Source organism: Streptomyces sp. NBC_01537 (assembly GCF_045040445.1).
Taxonomy (GTDB): domain Bacteria; phylum Actinomycetota; class Actinomycetes; order Streptomycetales; family Streptomycetaceae; genus Actinacidiphila.
The window spans coordinates 1,612,937-1,631,020 of record NZ_CP109392.1; the positions used below are offsets into that span (position 1 = coordinate 1,612,937).

Sequence of the window (18,084 nt, forward strand, 5' to 3'; positions counted from 1 at the left end):
ATTTAACTGAATGATCTGAATGTATCCAGGTGTCGTAGACTCGCGCAATGACCCGGTACCCCGACGAGCTGGAACGCGCCGGACTGTCCACCCGGGGCCAGTCCACCTTCATCCGCCCCATCCGGCCCGACGACGCCGACAGCCTGGTCGCCTTCGTCGGCGGCCTGTCGCGCGAGACGCTCTTCTACCGCTCCCTCGGCGTCACCGTCCGGGTCCGCGACGACCTGATCCGGCGCGCCGCGCGGGTGGACTACCTCAACGAGCTGGCCCTGGTCGCCCTGCTCGGCGAGGACATCATCGGGGTCGCCCGCTACGTACGCGTCGAAGGCCACCCCGACCGCGCCGAGGTGGCCTTCACCGTCCGCGACGACCGCCAGGGCGAGGGCCTGGGCAGGCTGCTGCTGGAGCGGATCGCGGCTGCCGCCCGTGAGCGCGGCATCCGGATCCTCGAGGCCGACGTGCTCGCCGACAACGTACGGATGATCAGGGTGTTCGAGGGCGCCGGCTACCGGGTCGAGGCCGGGCCCCCGGGGCGGGTGCGGCACTTCGACATCGCCATCGACCCGCAGTCCCTCGCCGTGGCGCGTGCCGAGCGGCGCGAGCACACCGCCGTACGGCGCTCGTTGCGGGCGCTGCTGGAGCCCGGCTCCGTGGCCGTCGTCGGCGCCAACCGCAAGCCCCTGACCATCGGCCACGAGATCGTGGCGAACCTGCTGCGGGGCGGCTTCGAGGGACCGGTGTACCCGGTGAACCCGCATGCCGGGGAGGTCGCGGGGCTGCGGGCGTACGGGGCGGTGCGGGAGCTGCCGGAGCCGCCGGACCTGGCGGTGGTGGCGGTACGGGCGGAGTCGGTGCCGGAGGTGGTGCGCGAGTGCGCCGAACTCGGGGTGCAGGCGGTCGTGGTCGTGTCCACCGGGTTCGGCGAGACCGGCGAGGCGGGGCGGGCCGCCGAACTGGAACTGGCCCGGTTCGCACGGGTCTCGGGGATGCGGCTGGTGGGGCCCAACTGCATGGGCGTCGTCAACACCACCCCCGCCGCCCGGCTGGCCGCCACCTTCTCCCCCGCCCTGCCGCCGCCCGGCCGGGTCGCCATGTCCAGCCAGTCCGGGCCGCTCGGGCTCACCGTGCTCGACCTGGCCCGGCGGCTCGGCCTCGGCTTCTCCGGCTTCGTCTCCGTCGGCCACGCCGTGGACGTCTCCACCAACGACCTGCTCCAGTGGTGGGACCAGGACCCCGACACCTCCGTGATCCTGCTCCACCTCGAACACTTCGGGAACCCGCGCCGCTTCGCCCGGATCGCCCGCCGCATCGCCGCCCACAAGCCGATCATCGCCGTCCACCCCGGCCCCGCCGACTCCTCCGACGGCCGCTCCGAGGCCACCGTCAGCTCCCTGTTCGCCCAGTCCGGCGTGATCCGCACCCGTACGCTGCAGGAGCTGTTCGATGTCGGGCTGCTCCTGGCCCACCAGCCGCCCCCGCAGGGCAACCGCGTCGCGATCATCACCAACGCCGGCGGCCCGGCGGCCCTCACGGCAGGCGCGTGCGTCGCCAACGGGCTGCGGATCGCGGCGCTCGCGGACCTCTCCCCCACGGCCACCGCCCAGGACTACCGGCAGGCACTGGACACCCTGCTGGCGGACGACGGCGTGGACGCGGCCGTCGTCCTCTTCATGCCCCCGCTCGCCGACGCCGCCGACGAGGTGGCCTCCGCCATCCTCGACGCCTCCGCCGCGCACCCGGCGAAGCCCGTCGTGGCCAGCTTCCTGTCCAGGGCCGGCGTCACCGAGCTGCTGCGCCGCGACGACCACGTCGTGCCCACCTTCGCCTTCCCCGAGTCGGCCGCCGCCGCCCTCGGCCACGCCGCCGCCTACCAGGCCTGGCGCTCCCGCCCCTCCGGCGTCGCCCCCGCCCTCCCCGGCCTCGACCCCGACCGCGCCCGCGCTCTCGTCGCCGCCCACGGATCCGGTCCCCTGCCCGACGCCGCCGCAGCCGATCTGCTCGACGCGTACGGCATCGCCCTGCAGACCGGCGCCCCCGCGCCCCCGGGGACCGACGCCTTCCTCGGCGTCACCACCGACCCCGTCTTCGGCCCCGTCATCACCTTCGGCCTCACCGGCGAGTACGCCGACCTCATGGGCGACATCGCCTACCGCATCACCCCCCTCAGCGACCGCGACGCGCACGAAATGGTCCGCTCGCTGCGAGCCGCGCCCCTCCTGTCCGGCGTCGACCTGGCAGCCGTCGAGGAGACCCTGCTCCGGATCTCCGCGATGGTCGAAGACCTCCCGGAGATCGCCGAAATGGACCTCCGCCCGGTCCGGCTGCTGCCCCCGGGCAAGGGCGTGGCCATCTCCGGGGCCCGGATCCGGCTCGCGGGCTCGGACTACGCCGCGGAGACCTCCCGGTGGCGGTAGAGGTCGCGCAGGAGGGCGATCTCCGCCGCGTGGTGGGTTGCCTCGTCGATTGCACGGAACATCAGACCGAGGTACGTGAAGACGTGGATCTCCTCGGCGAGCGGGCCGCAACTGCGGGCCAGCGCCGCATCGTCGAGACCTGATATGCGGCTGCGGAACCGGGCGAATTCCGCGTCCAGCGCGGCGATCGCCTCCGCCCCGCCGCCGGGCCGGACCGCTGCCTCGCCGGGCCATCCGCCAACACCGACCGGGACTCTGTCGAAGGCCAGTTTCACGTAGACGTCGAGACACTCCACACCGATATGCCACATCCGCCACGCGATCGAGGTGAACGGCGCCGGCACAGGATCAGGCTCCGTCTTCTCCGCCCGCAAAACCCCGTCGTCCCCCGGCCGCAACGACCAGCCCCCGGGCACCGGCTCCCACAGGTACTCGTCGTCCGTGAGCCCGTCGAGCCGCGCGAGCAGGCGCTCGTGGACGTTGTCGTAGACCGCGAGGAGTTCTTCGCCGAAGGACGTCATGTTCCTCACGGTAGGCCGGACCACTGACAGTCGAGCGGGGGTCGAGTTCGCCGAGGGTACAGAGCGGGATGGCGGGTCACAACTGGGTCACTGGGCTGCAAGTCGGGTCACATCGGCCCGCTCAGCCACTACGGTCGTCCCACCTAGCGCCCTTGGGGGGACAGCATGACGTGGGGAAACCAGCCGCAGCGTCCGCAGCCGGGATGGAGTCAGCCCCGGCAAGCGGCGCCGCCCAGACCCTCGGGCGCCCGGCCGAGATGGGCCCGCAAGCGCATCGTCATCCCCGCCATCGCCGTGTCATGGTTCATCGGCCTCGGCATGGGGGCCACAGGCAACGGCAGCGAGCCGAAGGCCAAGGCGCAGCCCACGGCCACGGTCACTGCCAAGGCAACCATCACGGCCACTGCCACGGTCACGGCCAGTCCGAAGCCCACGGCGACCGTCATTGTGCGGGCGACCAGGACGGTAAGGGCCACCGTCACCGCGAAGTCCGACAGCGGAAGCAGCGGGACGAGCGGCGACGACAGCTCCGTCTACTACGCCAACTGCTCCGAGGCACGTGCCGCCGGGGCCGCGCCCATCCATCAGGGAGAGCCAGGTTACCGATCCGGTCTCGACCGCGACGGCGACGGCACCGCCTGCGACACCTGAGCCCCGATATCCGTGAGGCCCCGCCCGGCTCTCCGGGCAGGGCCTCACTCCGCGTTCCCCGTGCCGGCTCCGCGTTCAGCCAAGGACAGCCTGGCAGGGGGTACGACAACGAGCTCCCATGTATGAGGTCTAGGCGAGCAGCGTCCGGCCGCCCTCCAGGACCAGGGTCGCCCCCGTCAGGTAGCCGAGGTCGTCGCTGACGAGGGCGGCGACGGCGCGGCCGATGTCGGCCTCGGGGTCGCCGAGGCGGCCGAGGGGGACTTCGGCGAGGAGCTTGGCGTGCTGGTCGGGGCGGGCCTGGAGATAGGCGTCGGCGGCGGGGCTGAGGGAGAGCGGGCAGATGGTGTTGACGCGGATGCCGTAGGGGCCCCATTCGGTGGCGGCGACGCGGGTGAGGCCGCGGATGGCCTCCTTGGCCATGGCGTAGGAGGCGAAGCCGCGCTGGCCGTCGAGGGCGGCGGAGGAGCCGAAGTTGACGATGCTGCCGCCGCCGCGGGCGCGGAGGTGGGGAAGGGCGGCCTGCATGGCGGCGAGGGTGGCGAGGGGACCGCTGCGGTAGGCGAGGTCGACCTCGGCGGGGGTGGTCTCCTCCAGGGGCGACTGCGCGGAGGACTGGGCGTTGTTGACCAGGATGTCGAGGGAGCCGAGGACGCGTACGGTCTCGGCGACCATGCGCTCGACGTCGGCGCGGTCCCCGACGTCGCCGACGACGGCCAGGGCCTGGCCGCCGCGCTCGCCGATCTCGTCGACGACGGCCTTGAGTTTCGCCTCCGTACGACCGGAGACGGCCACGGCCGCGCCCCGGGAGGCCAGGGCCAGGGCGATGCCACGGCCGACGCCCTGGCCGCCGCCGGTGACGAGGGCGGCCTTGCCCGCGAGGGGCGATGCGGGGGCGTTCATGGGGTCACTCCGTCCTGCGCCCAGAAGGGCGCCCAGGTGGGGAAGGCAGCGGGCAGTGCGGGTTTGCCGCTGCCGTCCCAGCCGTGGAAGGCGACGGCTTGGGGCCGTTCGGTGATGTCGGCGGCGTACCAGTGCTGTTCGCGGCGGCGGGAGAAGTACCAGTCGCCGTCCAGGCGGACGTAGTCGTCGCGGTAGCGGATGGCCATGACGATCCAGCGGTCGCCGACCTCGTGTTCGGCGCGGCAGTAGACGGACCCGGTGGCGCGGTCGGGGTCCGTGGCATCGAGTTCGACGCGGTGGCCGCAGATCTGGTGGACGGAGGCGCGGAAGGTGCGCAGTTGGGGCTCGATGTACGCGCGCAGCGCTTCGCGGCCGCTGCCGTGGCGTCCCATGTCGACGTCGGGCCGGAAGCAGGCCACCCAGGCGTCGAGGTCGCGGGAGTCGACGGCCAGGGCGTAGCGGATCGGCAACTGGCCTATGGCGAGCTGGGATTCGACGCGGTCGAGGCGGGTGCCCAGGTCCATGGCCTTCTCACCGCTCCGGCACGTCGAAGGGGCGGAAGTGCTCCTCGGTCCACCACGGGTAGCAACCGGGCATGTCGTGGCTCACCCGGCCGGGGAAGGCGGGCAGGCGCTTCTCCAGGAAGGACTGGACGCCTTCGCGCGACTCGGGGCCACCGCCGATCTCGCCCATGAGGCGGGAGTCCAGCCGGTGGGCGGTCATGGGGTGGGCCTCGCCGAGCATGCGCCAGAGCATCTGCCGGGTGAGGGCCACGGAGACGGCCGAGGTGTGGTCGGCGATCTCCCGGGCGAGTTCACGGGCGGCCTGGAGGAGGTCCTCGGGCTGGTGGACGGAGCGTACGAGGCCTGCGGCGGCGGCTTCGTCGGCGCTGATCATGCGGCCGGTCATGGCCCATTCCAGAGCGTTCTGCATGCCGACGGCCCGGGGCAGGAACCAGCTCGCGGCCGACTCCGGGACGATGCCGCGCCGGGCGAAGGCGAAGCCGAAGCGGGCCTGGGTGGAGGCCAGCCGGATGTCCATGGGCAGCAGCATGCTGGCGCCGACACCGACGGCAGGCCCGTTCACGGCGGCGATCACCGGCTTTGCGCAGTTGTAGATCCGCAGGGCGACCCGGCCGCCGGTGTCGCGGTGGGCGGTGCCGGCGGCGCGGTGGTCGAAGGTGCCGGACCCACCGCTGATGTCGGCGCCGGCGCAGAAGGCACGCCCGGCGCCGGTGACGATGACGACGCGTACGTCGTCGTCGGCGTCGGCCCGGTCGAAGGCGTCGATGAGGTCCTGCATCATCACCGGGTTGAAGGCGTTGAGCTTCTCGGGCCTTTGGAGGGTGATGGTGAGGATGCGGTCGGCCAGCTCGGCAGTCAGGGTCTCAGGCACTGGGCTCATTCCCCACCACCGAGACGAACGAGACGCACTCGCCGGGCCCGCCGCCCAGGTTGTGCGTCAGCGCGAGCCCCCTGCCGCCCTCGGCCACCGTGCGGACCGCGCGCTCGGGCGGGGCCTCGCCGCGCAGCTGGAGCCAGGCCTCGAACATCATGCGCAGGCCGGACGCCCCGATGGGGTGGCCGAAGGCCTTGAGGCCGCCGTCGGGGTTGACCGGGAGGTCGCCGCCGAGGTCGAAGAGGCCGCCGGCCGCGTCCTTCCAGGCCTGGCCGCGTTCGGAGAAGCCCAGGTCCTCCATGAGGACGAGTTCGGTGGGCGTGAAGCAGTCGTGGACCTCGGCGAGGGCGAGTTCGGCGCGCGGGTCGGTGATCCCGGCCTGGCGGTACGCCTCCTGGGCTGCCGCCACCACCTCGGGGAAGGTGGTGAAGTCGTAGGCGGGGTCCAGGATTCCGTCGTTGGGGCCGGCGACGAAGGACAGGGCTTTGACGAAGATCGGCCGGTCCGTGTAGCGGTAGGCGTCCTCGGCGCGGACGACGATCGCGGCGGCCGAGCCGTCGGAGACGCCTGAGCAGTCGAAGATGCCGAGCATGCCGGCGACGATCGGCGCGGAGCGGATCCGCTCCAGCGGGACCTCCTTGCGGAACTGGGCGCGGGAGTTGCGGGCCCCGTTGAAGTGGTTCTTCCAGGCGATGCGGGTGAGGACGTCCTTCATCTCCTCCTCGTCCAGCCCGTACTTGGCGGCGTACGCGGGGGCCAGGAGGGAGAAGTTGGCGGGGGCGGTGACCTCGCCCCGGCTGTCGTCGCCCGCGGCGGGCATGGTGGTGCCGGACAGGCCGGACATGCCGGAGTCCTTGAGCTTCTCGACGCCGACGGCCATGGCGACGTCGTACGCGCCCGACGCGACGGCGTAGCAGGCGTTGCGCAGGGCCTCGGAGCCGGTGGCACACATGTTCTCGACGCGGGTGACCGGCTTGTACTGGAGGTGCAGCGGTCGGCTGAGGGAGAGGCCGGAGACGCCGGAGGCCTGGGTGCCGTACCAGAAGGCGTCGATGTCCTCGATGGTGATGCCGGCCGAGGTGACCGCGTCGCCGACGGCGTCGATGAGGAGGTCGTCGGCGGAGCGGTCCCAGTGCTCCCCGAAGGGCGTGCAGCCCATGCCGACGATCGCGACCCGGTCGCGGATGCCGTGGGAGCCCATCAGCTTTCCTCCTCAGTGATCGACTCGATGATCGGCTCGGCGATCGGCTCGGTGCCGAGCCGCGCGGGCCGGGCCTTCCAGAAGTAGTTGTGGATCCCGGCGGCGGTGACCGTACGGCGGAAGGTCATCTCGACCCGGGCGCCGATGACGGCGTCGGCCTCGGTGGCGTCGGTGAGCTGGCAGCGGAAGCGTCCGCCGCCGTCGTAGTCGACGACCACGACGAGCATGGGCGGGCTGGGGGTGTGGGCGAGGCGGTCGACGGTGAAGGTGGCGACCGTGCCGCGCACGTGCTCCATCGGCTCGTCGGTCATCGCGTCCACGCTGCGGCACGATGCGCAGACCCGGTCCGGCGGCAGGTGCCGGGTGCCGCACTTCTCGCAGCGGGCGGCCACGAAGGCGTACTTCCAGCCGTTGCGGCGGTGCGCGGGCGGTGCGTACGGCGGCTCGGGGTCGGGGCGGCGCGGGGGCTCGCGGTCGAGCAGGCCGCGCCAGGACAGGTAGGTGGCGTACGGGATGGGGGCGCTGCCCGCCGCGATCTGGGCGGCGACCGGGCGGGGGCTGCGGCGTGCGGGAAGGGCGTCGGTGGCGCGCAGCAGCAGGACGCTGGCGCCGTCGCCGAGGACGACCAGGGCGATGGTCTCGCCGGGGCGGGCGCGGTCCAGGATGTCGGCGAGCTGCAGGCCGGGCTGGGCCGTGCCGGGATTGCCGATGACGCCGGTGAGGTCGGGGGTCACCGCTTCGGGGCGGATGCCGGGGGTGCGGCGCAGGCGGGCGCAGGCCCTGGTGTGCAGGCCGGCGACGGCGAAGTGGTCGACTGCGTCGAGGGTGAGGCTCGCCCGGTCGAGGGCGGCGCTCAGGGCCTTGCCCGCGAGGGAGACGTAGATGTCCTCGCTGAAGCGCTCCTCCCAGACCCGGGAGGCGGGGGCGCCGGGCAGCCGCCAGCGCTCCAGGATCTCGTCGCTGACGGTGTCGTGGGCGAGCAGCTCGGCGATGACGGGGCTGTCGGCCCGGTGCCCGCCGAAGACGAAGGCGGCGGCGCCGTCTCCCCCGGCGGCCTCGTCGGCGCCGCCCGGCAGGCCGGTGCGCAGGTCGGACAGGACGGCGAGGGTGGGCACGGTGGAGGCGGCGGCGGTGACCAGCGCGCCGGTGCCGGAGCGGACGGAGCCGGCCATGTCGAGCGCGAGGACGTGCTCGTCGAGGGCGAGGGCCGCGTGGACGGCGGTGGCGTTGGCCTTGTCCAGGTAGGCGGGGGTGGCGGTGGCCAGGAACAACTGGCCTATGCGGGACCTCAGTTCACCGCAGCCGCCGGTCAGGGCGTTACGGGACGCCTCGACCGCCATGGAGGTGGTGTCCTCGTCGTACCCCGCCACCGAGCGGGTGCCCTTGCCGCCCCCTGACCCCAGAGTGGCGGCGATGTCCGCCCGGGCCAGGCGGTGGTACGGCACGTAGGCGCCGTAGGCGATGAGCCCGGCCATCCGCGTCCTCCCTCGTCCTTGATCCTCGATTCACCGAACGTAGCGAACGTAGCACATCTATTTAGCTATTTAAACGGCGCCGACAGGGCTAAGCTGAAGCCTCTGAAACAGAGAAAGAAGTTAACCCTTTCGCTCTTTGGAGGCGTCGATGGGCATCCTTGACGGCAAGGTCGCGATCGTCACCGGCGGCGGCCGGGGCCTGGGCCGGGCCCACTGCCTGGCCCTCGCCGAGGCCGGTGCGACGGTGGTGGTCAACGACCTCGGCTCGGGACTGCACGGCGAGCACACCGCCGAGTCACCCGCCGACGAGGTGGTCACGGAGATCGTCAAGCTGGGCGGGCAGGCCTCCGCCAACCACTCCTCCGTCAGCGACTGGGCGGCCACCGAGGCGCTGGTCGCCGAGACCGTCGAGCAGTACGGGCGGCTGGACATCGTCGTCAACAACGCGGGCATTGTCCGCGACCGCATGCTCTTCTCGATGACCGAGGCCGACTTCGACTCCGTCATCGCCGTCCACCTCAAGGGCACCTTCGCCCTGACCAGGCACGCCTGCGCCTACTGGCGCGACGCCGCCAAGCGCGGCGAACCGGTGGCCGGGCGGATCATCAACACCACCTCCGGCACCGGCCTGTTCGGCAACGCCGGCCAGGCCAACTACGGCGCCGCCAAGGCCGGGATCGCCGGGCTCACCGTCATCACCGCGATCGAGATGCGCAAGTACGGCGTCACCGCCAACGCCATCTCGCCGCTCGCCGCCACCCGGATGACGGCCGGCCTCGCGGTCGGCGAGGCCGAGGCGATGGGCGGCTTCGACCCCCGCGACCCCGCCAACGCTTCCGGCGTCGTGGTCTACCTCGCCTCCGACGCCGCCGCCTGGCTAACCGGCCAGGTGCTCCGGGTCGACGGCGACAAGCTCAACCGCCTGCGCGGCTGGACCGTCACCGACGTCCAGCCCAGCCGGTCCGGCGGGGCCCTCACCCCGGAGGAACTGGCGGAGACGGTGCCACAGTTGTACGGCGTGGCCCCGCTGGGCCGCGCGACCGGAGTCGGCCAGTGAGCGCGCGCCGGGGCCGCGACACCGCCGCGCTGGTGCTGCGCGCGACGCTCGGCCCGATGCTCTTCGCCCACGGCTGGAACAAGGCCAACGGCCCCGGCGGCCTCGACGGCACGACCGGCTGGTTCAGATCCCTCGGCCTCGAACCGGCCCACCTCCACGCCCGGATGGCCGCCGGCACCGAGATGGCGGCCGGCGCCGGCCTCACCCTCGGCGCCGGGGGCCCGCTCCCGGCAGCCGCCGCCGTCGGCCTGATGGCCGTCGCCGCCCGGACCGACCACCGGGGCAAGGGCTTCTTCGTCTTCAAGGGCGGCTGGGAGTACGTCGGCGTGGTCGGCGGCGCCGCCGTCGCCCTCGCCGCGCTCGGCCCCGGCCGGTACTCGGTGGACGGCCTGTTGCGCCGCGACCGGGGCGGGGCCGGCCCGGCGCTGCTCGCGGCCGGGCTGGGCGTCGTGAGCGCGGCCGTACTCCTGAAGCTGAGCTACCACCCGGACGACAAGCCCGACGACAAGCCCGCAGAGCAGTAAGAACCCGAAGGAGAAGATGTGGACACGGCTGACTTCACCGCGGTGCTGTCCGAGGTACGGCGCTTCGTGCGCGAGCGGGTCGTCCCGCTCGAAGCGGAGATCGACGAGAAGGACGAGATGCCCGCCGACATCCGCGAGGCGGCGAAGAAAATGGGGCTCTTCGGCTTCGCGCTCCCCGAGGAGTACGGCGGGCTGGGCCTGTCGATGTACGAGGAGGCCCAGCTCATGTTCGAACTGGGCTACACCACACCCGCGTTGCGCTCGATGTTCGGCACCAACAACGGCATCGCCGGCCACGTCCTGATGGTCGGCGGCACCGAGGACCAGAAGGCCGAGTGGCTCCCGCGCATCGCCTCCGGCGACGTACTGGCCTCCTTCGCGCTCACCGAGCCCGACGCCGGTTCAGACCCCTCCACCCTCACCACCCGGGCACACCGGGACGGCGACGACTGGATCATCAACGGCGCCAAGCGCTACATCACCAACGCCCCCCTCGCCGACGTCTTCATGACCTTCGCCCGCACCGACAAGGACGCCCCCCGCACCCGCGGCATCTCCACCTTCCTCGTCCCCGCCGGCACCCCCGGCCTGACCGTGGCCCCCAAGGACCACAAGATGGGCCAGTTCGGCGCCTGGACGGCCGATGTGCACTTCGACGACGTACGCGTCCCGGCGAGCGCGATGGTCGGCGGCGAGGCCGGGCTCAACCAGGGCTTCCGCACCGCGATGGGCTGCCTGGCACACGGCCGGGTGCACATCTCCGCCCTGTGCGTCGGCATGGCCGAGCGCCTGGTGGACGAGTCCGTCGAATACGCGCGGACCCGCGTCCAGTCCGGGAAGCCGATCGGAGCCTTCCAGCTGGTCCAGGGCCTGATCGCCGACTCGATGACGGACTACTACGCCGGCCGCGCGACCGTCCTCGAAGCCGCCCGGAAGTTCGACACCGGCGAGGACACCAAGATCGGCCCGTCCTGCACCAAGTACTTCACCAGCGAGATGGTCTCCCGCGTCGCGGACCGCGCGGTCCAGGTCCACGGAGGTGCGGGCTACATGCGCGGCGTCCCGGTCGAGCGCTTCTTCCGGGACTCGCGGCTGTTCCGCATCTACGAGGGGACGAGCCAGATCCAGCAGGTCATCATCGCCAAGGCGCTGCTCGGTGAAGTGGCGCGCGGTTGATCTTGGTGACATCCAGGCGACGGCTCTCCGAACGGCACGGCGGTGCACCCCGGCATTGATTTCCCGGGAAAGGAGGCGCCGTTCACCGTTCACCTGTCACCCTCGGTCACGCCACGCGTGGAACCCCCCACAGACCGAGCGACTGGAGAACAGCCGTGTCCTACGCAGTCAAGGCCAGATGGACGTCCCGATTCGGCAAGGCGGCGCTCGTCGCGGTCAGCGCCGCCGCGCTGACCGTCGGCCTGGCGGGCAGCGCCTCCGCAGGCGTGCTGACCCCGCTGGCCGAGAGCACCACGACCTTCCAGAAGGCGTTCCAGCCGTACTTCGACTACGACACCGACAGCTGCTTCCCCGCCGCCGCCATCGACGCGTCGGGGGCCCTCAACGGCGGCCTCAGCCCCACCGGGTCGATCACCGGCGGATGCCGCACGGACCACCTCGGCAAGGCCAACACCTACTCGCGGGCCAAGTGCGACAGCAGCAGCGGCTGGTGCGGCATCGTCTACACGCTCTACTTCGAGAAGGACCAGGCCATAGCCGGCAGCTCGCTCGGCGGGCACCGCCACGACTGGGAGAGCGTCGTGGTCTGGGTGAAGCAGGGAGCGAGCCAGCCCTCGTACGTGTCCGCCTCCGCCCACGGCGACTTCGACACCCAGGCGGTCAGCGCGGTGCCGATGAACGGCGCCCACGTCGAGATCGTCTACCACAAGGACGGCGCGCTCACCCACGCCTTCCGCTTCGCGAAGTCCGGCGAGACCCCCGAGGCCTGGGGCGACGGCGGCTGGGACACCCCGGCCCTGGTCAGCTGGGACCACTTCCCCGGCAGCAACGGCACCGCCCTCCAGACCACGCTGAACAACTCCAGCTGGGGCAGCGCCAACTTCATGATCCAGGACTCCAAGTTCGGCGACACCCTCAACGAGGCCAAGCCGTCCGCCATCACGTTCGACGCCTACGCCTGACAGACCGGCGGCGGTTCCCCCGCAGAACCGCCGCCGGCTCTCAGTACTCAGTACGGCAGGAACTCGTCCTTGGTGGCGTCCTCCGGGTCGAAGCCGGCCGGAAGCCCCTCGAACTGCGGCTCGCGCTTCTCCGTGAAGCTCGCGACACCCTCCCGGAAGTCCGCCGACCCGGCGAAGAACTCCATGGCCGAGTAGCTGCGCCGCAGCGCCCCGGTGAAGTCGCGGTCCAGGTCTCCGTAGACCTGGTGGCGTACGACGGCCATGGCGCGCGGCGAGCAGTTGCGGGCGATGTCCCGGGCGTAGGCGCGGGCCTCGTCCAGCAGGTCGCCGGGCTCGACGACGCGGCTCACCAGGCCCAGCGCCTTGGCCTCGTCGGCGTCGAAGGTGCGGCCGGACAGCAGCAGGTCGAGTGCGTTCTCCAGGCCGATGACGCGGGGCAGGACGTACGACAGGTTGTACTCGGCGGCCAGGCCGCGCCGGGTGAAAGCGGTGGTCATCCGGGCACCACGGGCGGCGAAGCGTACGTCGCAGATCAGCGCCTGGACGAGGCCGATGCCGGCGCAGGCGCCGTTGATGGCGGCGATCATGGGCTTGGGCATCGAACGGCGGCTGTACATCGGGACGCGCTCGCTCAGGTTGAGCGACTGTCCGGGCTGCGAGTTCTGCTCGAGGCGCTGGACGTCCATGCCGGGGCAGAAGGCCCGGCCCGCGCCGGTCACGATCACGACGCGTACGGCGGGGTCGGCGGCGGCCTCGTCGAGTACGGCGAAGAACCGCCGCTCCATGGGGATGCTCCAGGCGTTCTTCCGCTCGGGGCGGTTCAGGGTGACCGTGGCGACCCCGTCCTTGTCGGTCTCGTACAACACCAGGTCTTCGTCGATCGCTTCCATCGCTTCGCTCACTCCTCATCTGGCGCCGGATACATAGAGAGAGGTACATTTAGTTAGACCATTAAACTACAGGGCAATGGAGCCGGAGGCGACTGTCACATGTACGACCTGCCCGCCGACCTCGTCGTGACGGCCGACGGCCCGATCCGACTGGTGGAGCTGAACCGTCCCGACCAGCTCAACTCCATGAGCGAGGACCTGCACACGGCCCTCGCCGGGGTCTGGGACGCCATCGCCGCCGACCCCGGCGCCCGGGTGGTCGTCCTCACCGGACGGGGCCGGGCCTTCAGCGCCGGCGGCAACTTCGACGTCATGACCCGCGTCCAGACCGAGCCCGCCTTCCGCGACCAGAACGTCAACGAGGCCCGCCGCATCATCACCGGCATGCTCCGCTGCCCCGTCCCCGTCATCGCCGCCGTCAACGGCCCGGCCGTCGGCCTCGGCTGCAGCCTCGCCCTGCTGAGCGACCTCGTGCTGATCGCCGAGGGCGCCCACATCGCGGACCCGCACGTCCAGGTCGGCCTGGTGGCCGGCGACGGCGGCGCGCTCGTGCTGCCGCTGCTCGTCGGGCTCGTACGGGCCAAGGAGCTGCTCTTCCTGGGCGAACGGGTCAGCGCCGAGGACGCCGTACGCCTGGGCATCGCCAACCGGGTCGTACCGAAGGACAAGCTCCTGGACGAGGCCCTGGACCTCGCCCGGCGGCTCGCCGCGCTGCCCGCCCAGGCCCTGCGCGACACCAAGCGGGCGGTGAACCTCCACCTGGAGCAGGCCATGCCCACCGTCGGAGAGGCCGCGCTGCTCGCCGAGCGGGAGAGCATGCACTCCCCCGAGCACATCGCCATCATCGACCGGATCAGGACCAAGAGCGGGAACAAGGCATGACCGACGGGACGGAAACCGAGTTCGCCGGCCGCGTAGCCCTCGTCACCGCCGCCGCCGGCCAGGGCATCGGCCAGGCCGTGGCCCGCCGCCTCGCCGCGGGCGGCGCCACCGTCGTCGTCACCGACATCCACCCCGGCCGTACGGAGAAGGTGGCCCGCGCCATCGCCGCCGACCATCCCAAGGCCACCGTCATCGGCCTCCCCATGGACGCGGGCGACCGCGACCGCATCGACCAGGTCGTCGACGAGGTCACCGCCACCCTCGGCCCCATCCGGATCCTCGTCAACAACGCCGCGATCAACGTCCTCGGCCCGATCTTCGACTACGACCCCGCCGCCTGGGACTGGGTCGTCCGCGTCAACCTCACCGGCCCCTGGTACCTGTGCCGCCGCATCATGCCCCTCATGCGCGACGCGGGCGGCGGCGCCATCGTCAACATCGGCACCTACGCCCCCGACATCGGCGGCGCCGGCATCGAGGCCCCGTACGCCGTCACCAAAGGCGGCCTCAACGTCCTGACGCGCAGCTGCGCCCACGAAGGCGGCCCGCACGGCATCCGCTCCAATTGCGTGTCCATGGGCATGGTGCGCGGCACCAAGTTCGTCGACGACCACCCCGAGCTGCGCGAACTCCCCGACACGCTGGGCCCGCTGGGCGAGCTGCCGCACGCGGACGACATCGCGGAGGCGGTGGCCTTCCTGGCGTCGGACCGGGCGCGGTTCGTCACGGGCGAGATCGTCAACGTGTCGGGCGGGTCGTACATGCGGAACTAGCGCTGCGAGCGGGAACGTTGGCCGGGTTGCGCAGCCCACCGGCTGCGCTTTGTCCTCAATCGCCGGACGGGCTGAATTCCGCACGCACAGGTGTTCCCCCATGGTCTAGGATCGCGCAGCGCATTGGGGCGCGCATCTGACTGTGGGGCGGGGCGGGGACGAGCACATGGCTGACGACTCAGTGGTACCCAGCAAGGGCAGCAACAGCGAGGTCGCTCAGGTGGCGGCGGCGCTGGTGGTGGTCGGGTGCGTCATCGCGGTCCTGTGGGGGCTGAGCGCCTTCGACAAGTCCTCGGCGCGCAGCGACAAGCCGGCCGCGTGCGAGGCGCGCAAATCCACGGACTCGCCCGAGTATCCGATGTTGTGCGCAGCGCTCAACCGCCCCGATCTGCCCACACTGCTGGGCACGCCGAGCGAGCACGTCTCGGTAGCGCAATCCGGGGGCGGACCGATCACCTACGCGGACGGGACGAAGGAGTACGACGCGTCGGCGGAGGTGCAACTCGGGTCCGTCAATATACGGATTACCGACAACGGCGATATGCCGGTCAAGGACTTCGCCGACTTCGTGAGCTCGTCGGCCGCGTCGACCCCGGTCCTCGGCCACCCCTCGGTGACGTACTCGGACCACACGATGGCGATCAGCTTCAACTTCAACGGCCACCAGTCCAGCGCCGGGACCGGCGGCATCGCGCGGCACCTCGTCGTCGCGAAGAACCCCAAGGGTGGCGGTGGGTCCTTCGAGATCGCCATCTGGCGCCAGGACGACGTGACTCCGGACGACGCGGCGCTGTTCCGGATCGCCGAGAAGGTGCTGCCGACGGTCGAGGGCTGGGTCGCGGGAGCGTCTCAGATGCCCAGTCTGTCCAGCAGCCGCTCGTAGTAGACGGCCGGACCCCCGAAGAGCAACTGCGAGGACTTGGCGCGGCGGAAGTAGAGATGCGCCGGGTGCTCCCAGGTGAAGCCGATGCCGCCGTGGACCTGGATGTTCTCCATGGCGGTGAACATGAAGGCTCGGGAGCAGACCACGTGGGCCGTGGCGGCCGCTACGGGGAAGTCCACGGAGCCCTCGGCGGCGAGGCGGGCGGCCTCGCGGGCGGTGGCTTCGGCGAGCTCGACCTGGACGAGCATGTCGGCGCACTTGTGCTTGACGGCCTGAAAGGTGCCGATGGGGCGGCCGAACTGGTGGCGGGTGCGGGCGTAGTCGGCACTGGCCTCAAGGCACCGGCGGGCCCCGCCGGCCTGTTCGGCGGCCAGGGCGACGGTGGCGGAGTCGAGGACACGGGCGAGGAGCCGGCCGGCGGCGCCCTCGGAGCCGATGAGGACAGCAGGTACGCGGTCGAGTGCGAGGCGGGCGAGGGCCCGGGTGGCGTCGAGGGCGGGCATGGGGTCGGCGGTGAGGCCGGGGGCCGTTCGGTCGACGGCGAAGAGGGACGGGCCGGCGGTGGTGCGGGCGATGACGAGGATCAGGTCGGCGGTGGCGCCGTCGAGGACGAAGCTCTTACGGCCGGTGAGCGCCCAGCGCCCGCCGTCGGCGACGGCCCGGGTGGAGACGGTGGCGGCGTCCCAGAGTCCGGTGTCCTCGGCGACGGCCAGGGTCGCGGTCGTACGGCCGGAGGCGATGGCCGGGAGGTGTCGGGCGCAGGCGGCGCGGTCGCCGGAGGCGAGCAGGGCCTGGACGGCGAGGACGACGGTGGAGAAGAAGGGGGCGCAGAGCAGGACGCGGCCCATCTCTTCGAGGACGACGCCGAGTTCGACGGGACCGTAGCCGTCGCCGCCGTACTCGGCGGGGATGGTGAGGGCGGGCAGCCGCAGCTGGTCGGCGAGCTGGGCCCAGACCTCGGAGTCGAAGGGCGGGGTGCTGTCCATGAGCTTGCGGACGGCTTCCTCGGAGGACTTGGCGGCGAGGAAGTCCCGTACTGCCGCGCGGAGTTCTTCCAGTTCGTCGTCGGTGCTGATGGCGGTGCTGATGGCGGTGCTCACCGCGTACCTCCGTTGCGCAGTTCACGGAAGGGCGACCGGCTGTCGATGGCCGGGTCCTTGGGAAGGCCGAGGACGCGCTCCGCGAGGATGTTCTTCATGATCTCTTCGGTGCCGCCCAGGATGCGCAGGGCGGGGGTGGCGAGCAGCAGCTCCGACCAGGCGTACGTGCCCCACTGGCCGGTGTCGGCGATGAGGCGCGGGCCGAGCACGTCGGAGATGAAGTGGGCGGCCTTGGTGAGGTTCTGACCGTACATCAGCTTGGAGACGGACATCTCGGGGCCGGGGGCGACGCCGGCGCGCAGCTTGCGCATGGCGCGGGCGTTGAGGTGGTCGGTGGCCATGGCGTCCGCGAGGAGTTCGGCGAGGCGGCCCCGGAGGGCGCGGTCGTCCCAGGTCCAGGTGGCGCGCATGAGGGCGGCGAGGCGGTCGGGGGAAAGGGCGGCGGAGGCGGGGCCCGCGCCCTCGTTGCCGACGGTGGCGCGCTCGTTCATGAGGGTGGTGAGGGCGACGGTCCAGCCGCCGTGGACCTCGCCGAGGCGGTGGTCGTCGGGGATCCGGACGTCGGTGAGGAAGACCTCGTTGAAGTCCGCGCCGCCGGTCATCTGGCGTAGCGGGCGCACCTCGACGCCGGGCGTGTCCATGGGCACCAGGAAGGCCGTGATGCCGCGGTGCTTGGGCGCGTCGGGGTCGGTGCGGGTGAGGGCGACACCGATCTGGCTGTGCTGGGCGACGGACGTCCACACCTTCTGGCCGTTGAGGATCCAGCCGTCGCCGTCCCGTACGGCCCGGGTCTCCAGGCCCGCCAGGTCGGAGCCCGCTCCGGGTTCGCTGAAGAGCTGGCAGGCGATGGCGTCGCCGCTGTACATCGCGGGCAGCCAGCGGTCCTTGAGGTGCGGCTGGGCGTGGGCGAGGATCGTCGGGCCGATCATGCCGAGTCCGACGACGCCGATGGTGCCGGTGTCGGGGACTTCGTACGCGGACTCGATGGCGTCGTACAGCATGTCGTGGACCGGTGTCAGCTCACGGCCGCCGTACTGGGCGGGGCCGGTGATCCAGCCGAAGCCGTTCTCGTAGCGGGTGCGCTGCCACTGTCTGGCCTCGTCCACGCGGAGCCGCTCGGCCTCGGGGGGCTCGGCGCTGAAGTAGGCCATGCTGTCGTCGCCTTCGCCCCAGGTGAGGGCGGCGGGGTCGGGGGCCTTGGCGGCGTGGGCATCGAGAAAGGCGCGCACCTCCGCCGCGAAGGCCTGCATGTCGTCTTGCTCCATGGAGCAGGCTCC

The 18,084-nt window shown here is 71.9% G+C and carries 18 protein-coding genes; 9 read left to right on the top strand and 9 right to left on the bottom strand.

Going from position 1 to position 18,084, the window contains the following annotated elements; translation table 11 throughout:
- Positions 1-47 precede the first annotated feature (47 nt).
- The gene (locus OG607_RS07555; protein ID WP_405720282.1) at positions 48-2,414 is read left to right on the top strand and encodes a GNAT family N-acetyltransferase; all 2,367 of its coding nucleotides are present in this window, start codon (positions 48-50) and stop codon (positions 2,412-2,414) included.
- Here OG607_RS07555 and OG607_RS07560 read toward each other — a convergent pair.
- On the bottom strand, positions 2,384-2,935 hold the full coding sequence (locus OG607_RS07560; RefSeq protein ID WP_405720284.1) for a DinB family protein: 552 nt from the start codon (positions 2,933-2,935) through the stop codon (positions 2,384-2,386). The two genes, OG607_RS07555 and OG607_RS07560, sit on opposite strands and share 31 nt — an antisense overlap.
- A gap of 165 nt (positions 2,936-3,100) precedes the next feature.
- Between OG607_RS07560 and OG607_RS07565 the strand changes: the two genes are divergently transcribed.
- Entirely contained in the window at positions 3,101-3,586 is a 486-nt protein-coding gene (locus tag OG607_RS07565) for an excalibur calcium-binding domain-containing protein (protein WP_405720286.1), read from the top strand.
- Positions 3,587-3,715: 129 nt separating this feature from the next.
- Here the strand turns inward: OG607_RS07565 and OG607_RS07570 are convergent, their stop codons facing one another.
- The 5 genes from OG607_RS07570 to OG607_RS07590 are packed head-to-tail and all read right to left on the bottom strand — an operon-like array spanning position 3,716 to position 8,560.
- Entirely contained in the window at positions 3,716-4,486 is a 771-nt protein-coding gene (locus OG607_RS07570; RefSeq protein WP_405720288.1) for an SDR family NAD(P)-dependent oxidoreductase, read from the bottom strand.
- The gene (locus tag OG607_RS07575) at positions 4,483-5,010 is read right to left on the bottom strand and encodes a nuclear transport factor 2 family protein (protein WP_405720290.1); all 528 of its coding nucleotides are present in this window, start codon (positions 5,008-5,010) and stop codon (positions 4,483-4,485) included. Before OG607_RS07575 ends, OG607_RS07570 begins: the two co-directional genes overlap by 4 nt.
- A gap of 7 nt (positions 5,011-5,017) precedes the next feature.
- Positions 5,018-5,881 carry a crotonase/enoyl-CoA hydratase family protein gene (locus OG607_RS07580; RefSeq protein ID WP_405720292.1) on the bottom strand — a complete coding sequence of 288 codons (864 nt, stop codon included), beginning with the start codon at positions 5,879-5,881 and terminating at the stop codon, positions 5,018-5,020.
- Positions 5,874-7,085 carry an acetyl-CoA acetyltransferase gene (locus OG607_RS07585; RefSeq protein WP_405720294.1) on the bottom strand — a complete coding sequence of 404 codons (1,212 nt, stop codon included), beginning with the start codon at positions 7,083-7,085 and terminating at the stop codon, positions 5,874-5,876. Before OG607_RS07585 ends, OG607_RS07580 begins: the two co-directional genes overlap by 8 nt.
- On the bottom strand, positions 7,085-8,560 hold the full coding sequence (locus tag OG607_RS07590; RefSeq protein ID WP_405720296.1) for an OB-fold domain-containing protein: 1,476 nt from the start codon (positions 8,558-8,560) through the stop codon (positions 7,085-7,087). Before OG607_RS07590 ends, OG607_RS07585 begins: the two co-directional genes overlap by 1 nt.
- Positions 8,561-8,708: 148 nt before the next feature.
- Here OG607_RS07590 and OG607_RS07595 point away from each other — a divergent pair, with 148 nt between their 5' ends.
- The 4 genes from OG607_RS07595 to OG607_RS07610 all read left to right on the top strand — a co-directional run bounded on the left by OG607_RS07595 (position 8,709) and on the right by OG607_RS07610 (position 12,279).
- Positions 8,709-9,617: an SDR family NAD(P)-dependent oxidoreductase gene (locus tag OG607_RS07595; protein WP_405720298.1), complete on the top strand. Its 909-nt coding sequence runs from the start codon at positions 8,709-8,711 to the stop codon at positions 9,615-9,617.
- Positions 9,614-10,141: a DoxX family protein gene (locus tag OG607_RS07600; RefSeq protein ID WP_405720300.1), complete on the top strand. Its 528-nt coding sequence runs from the start codon at positions 9,614-9,616 to the stop codon at positions 10,139-10,141. The genes OG607_RS07595 and OG607_RS07600 overlap by 4 nt, the downstream gene beginning before the upstream one ends.
- 18 nt (positions 10,142-10,159) lie before the next feature.
- Positions 10,160-11,317 carry an acyl-CoA dehydrogenase family protein gene (locus tag OG607_RS07605; protein WP_405720302.1) on the top strand — a complete coding sequence of 386 codons (1,158 nt, stop codon included), beginning with the start codon at positions 10,160-10,162 and terminating at the stop codon, positions 11,315-11,317.
- Positions 11,318-11,472: 155 nt separating this feature from the next.
- Entirely contained in the window at positions 11,473-12,279 is an 807-nt protein-coding gene (locus tag OG607_RS07610; RefSeq protein ID WP_405720304.1) for an NPP1 family protein, read from the top strand.
- Positions 12,280-12,326: 47 nt separating this feature from the next.
- Here OG607_RS07610 and OG607_RS07615 read toward each other — a convergent pair whose 3' ends face one another.
- The gene (locus tag OG607_RS07615) at positions 12,327-13,169 is read right to left on the bottom strand and encodes an enoyl-CoA hydratase-related protein (protein ID WP_405720306.1); all 843 of its coding nucleotides are present in this window, start codon (positions 13,167-13,169) and stop codon (positions 12,327-12,329) included.
- 99 nt (positions 13,170-13,268) lie between these two features.
- Between OG607_RS07615 and OG607_RS07620 the strand changes: the two genes are divergently transcribed.
- The 3 genes from OG607_RS07620 (at position 13,269) to OG607_RS07630 (ending at position 15,707) form a co-directional block, all read left to right on the top strand.
- The gene (locus OG607_RS07620; protein ID WP_405720308.1) at positions 13,269-14,051 is read left to right on the top strand and encodes an enoyl-CoA hydratase/isomerase family protein; all 783 of its coding nucleotides are present in this window, start codon (positions 13,269-13,271) and stop codon (positions 14,049-14,051) included.
- Complete coding sequence (locus OG607_RS07625; protein WP_405720310.1) at positions 14,048-14,824, top strand: SDR family NAD(P)-dependent oxidoreductase; 777 nt, start codon at positions 14,048-14,050, stop codon at positions 14,822-14,824. Before OG607_RS07620 ends, OG607_RS07625 begins: the two co-directional genes overlap by 4 nt.
- Before the next feature lie 166 nt (positions 14,825-14,990).
- On the top strand, positions 14,991-15,707 hold the full coding sequence (locus tag OG607_RS07630; protein ID WP_405720312.1) for a DUF6215 domain-containing protein: 717 nt from the start codon (positions 14,991-14,993) through the stop codon (positions 15,705-15,707).
- Here OG607_RS07630 and OG607_RS07635 read toward each other — a convergent pair.
- Both OG607_RS07635 and OG607_RS07640 read right to left on the bottom strand, forming a co-directional pair.
- Entirely contained in the window at positions 15,674-16,807 is a 1,134-nt protein-coding gene (locus OG607_RS07635; RefSeq protein ID WP_405720314.1) for an acyl-CoA dehydrogenase family protein, read from the bottom strand. The two genes, OG607_RS07630 and OG607_RS07635, sit on opposite strands and share 34 nt — an antisense overlap.
- Entirely contained in the window at positions 16,804-18,072 is a 1,269-nt protein-coding gene (locus OG607_RS07640) for an acyl-CoA dehydrogenase family protein (RefSeq protein ID WP_405720316.1), read from the bottom strand. Before OG607_RS07640 ends, OG607_RS07635 begins: the two co-directional genes overlap by 4 nt.
- Positions 18,073-18,084 lie beyond the last annotated feature (12 nt).

Excerpts from the sequence above, each read along its gene's own strand:
- OG607_RS07615 (WP_405720306.1), bottom strand. The coding sequence starts at position 13,169 with ATGGAAGCGATCGACGAAGACCTGGTGTTGTACGAGACCGACAAGGAC.
- OG607_RS07590 (WP_405720296.1), bottom strand. The coding sequence starts at position 8,560 with ATGGCCGGGCTCATCGCCTACGGCGCCTACGTGCCGTACCACCGCCTG.
- OG607_RS07625 (WP_405720310.1), top strand. The coding sequence starts at position 14,048 with ATGACCGACGGGACGGAAACCGAGTTCGCCGGCCGCGTAGCCCTCGTC.
- OG607_RS07630 (WP_405720312.1), top strand. The coding sequence starts at position 14,991 with ATGGCTGACGACTCAGTGGTACCCAGCAAGGGCAGCAACAGCGAGGTC.
- OG607_RS07585 (WP_405720294.1), bottom strand. The coding sequence starts at position 7,085 with ATGGGCTCCCACGGCATCCGCGACCGGGTCGCGATCGTCGGCATGGGC.
- OG607_RS07620 (WP_405720308.1), top strand. The coding sequence starts at position 13,269 with ATGTACGACCTGCCCGCCGACCTCGTCGTGACGGCCGACGGCCCGATC.
- OG607_RS07575 (WP_405720290.1), bottom strand. The coding sequence starts at position 5,010 with ATGGACCTGGGCACCCGCCTCGACCGCGTCGAATCCCAGCTCGCCATA.
- OG607_RS07555 (WP_405720282.1), top strand. The coding sequence starts at position 48 with ATGACCCGGTACCCCGACGAGCTGGAACGCGCCGGACTGTCCACCCGG.
- OG607_RS07595 (WP_405720298.1), top strand. The coding sequence starts at position 8,709 with ATGGGCATCCTTGACGGCAAGGTCGCGATCGTCACCGGCGGCGGCCGG.
- OG607_RS07570 (WP_405720288.1), bottom strand. The coding sequence starts at position 4,486 with ATGAACGCCCCCGCATCGCCCCTCGCGGGCAAGGCCGCCCTCGTCACC.
- OG607_RS07565 (WP_405720286.1), top strand. The coding sequence starts at position 3,101 with ATGACGTGGGGAAACCAGCCGCAGCGTCCGCAGCCGGGATGGAGTCAG.
- OG607_RS07560 (WP_405720284.1), bottom strand. The coding sequence starts at position 2,935 with ATGACGTCCTTCGGCGAAGAACTCCTCGCGGTCTACGACAACGTCCAC.
- OG607_RS07640 (WP_405720316.1), bottom strand. The coding sequence starts at position 18,072 with ATGGAGCAAGACGACATGCAGGCCTTCGCGGCGGAGGTGCGCGCCTTT.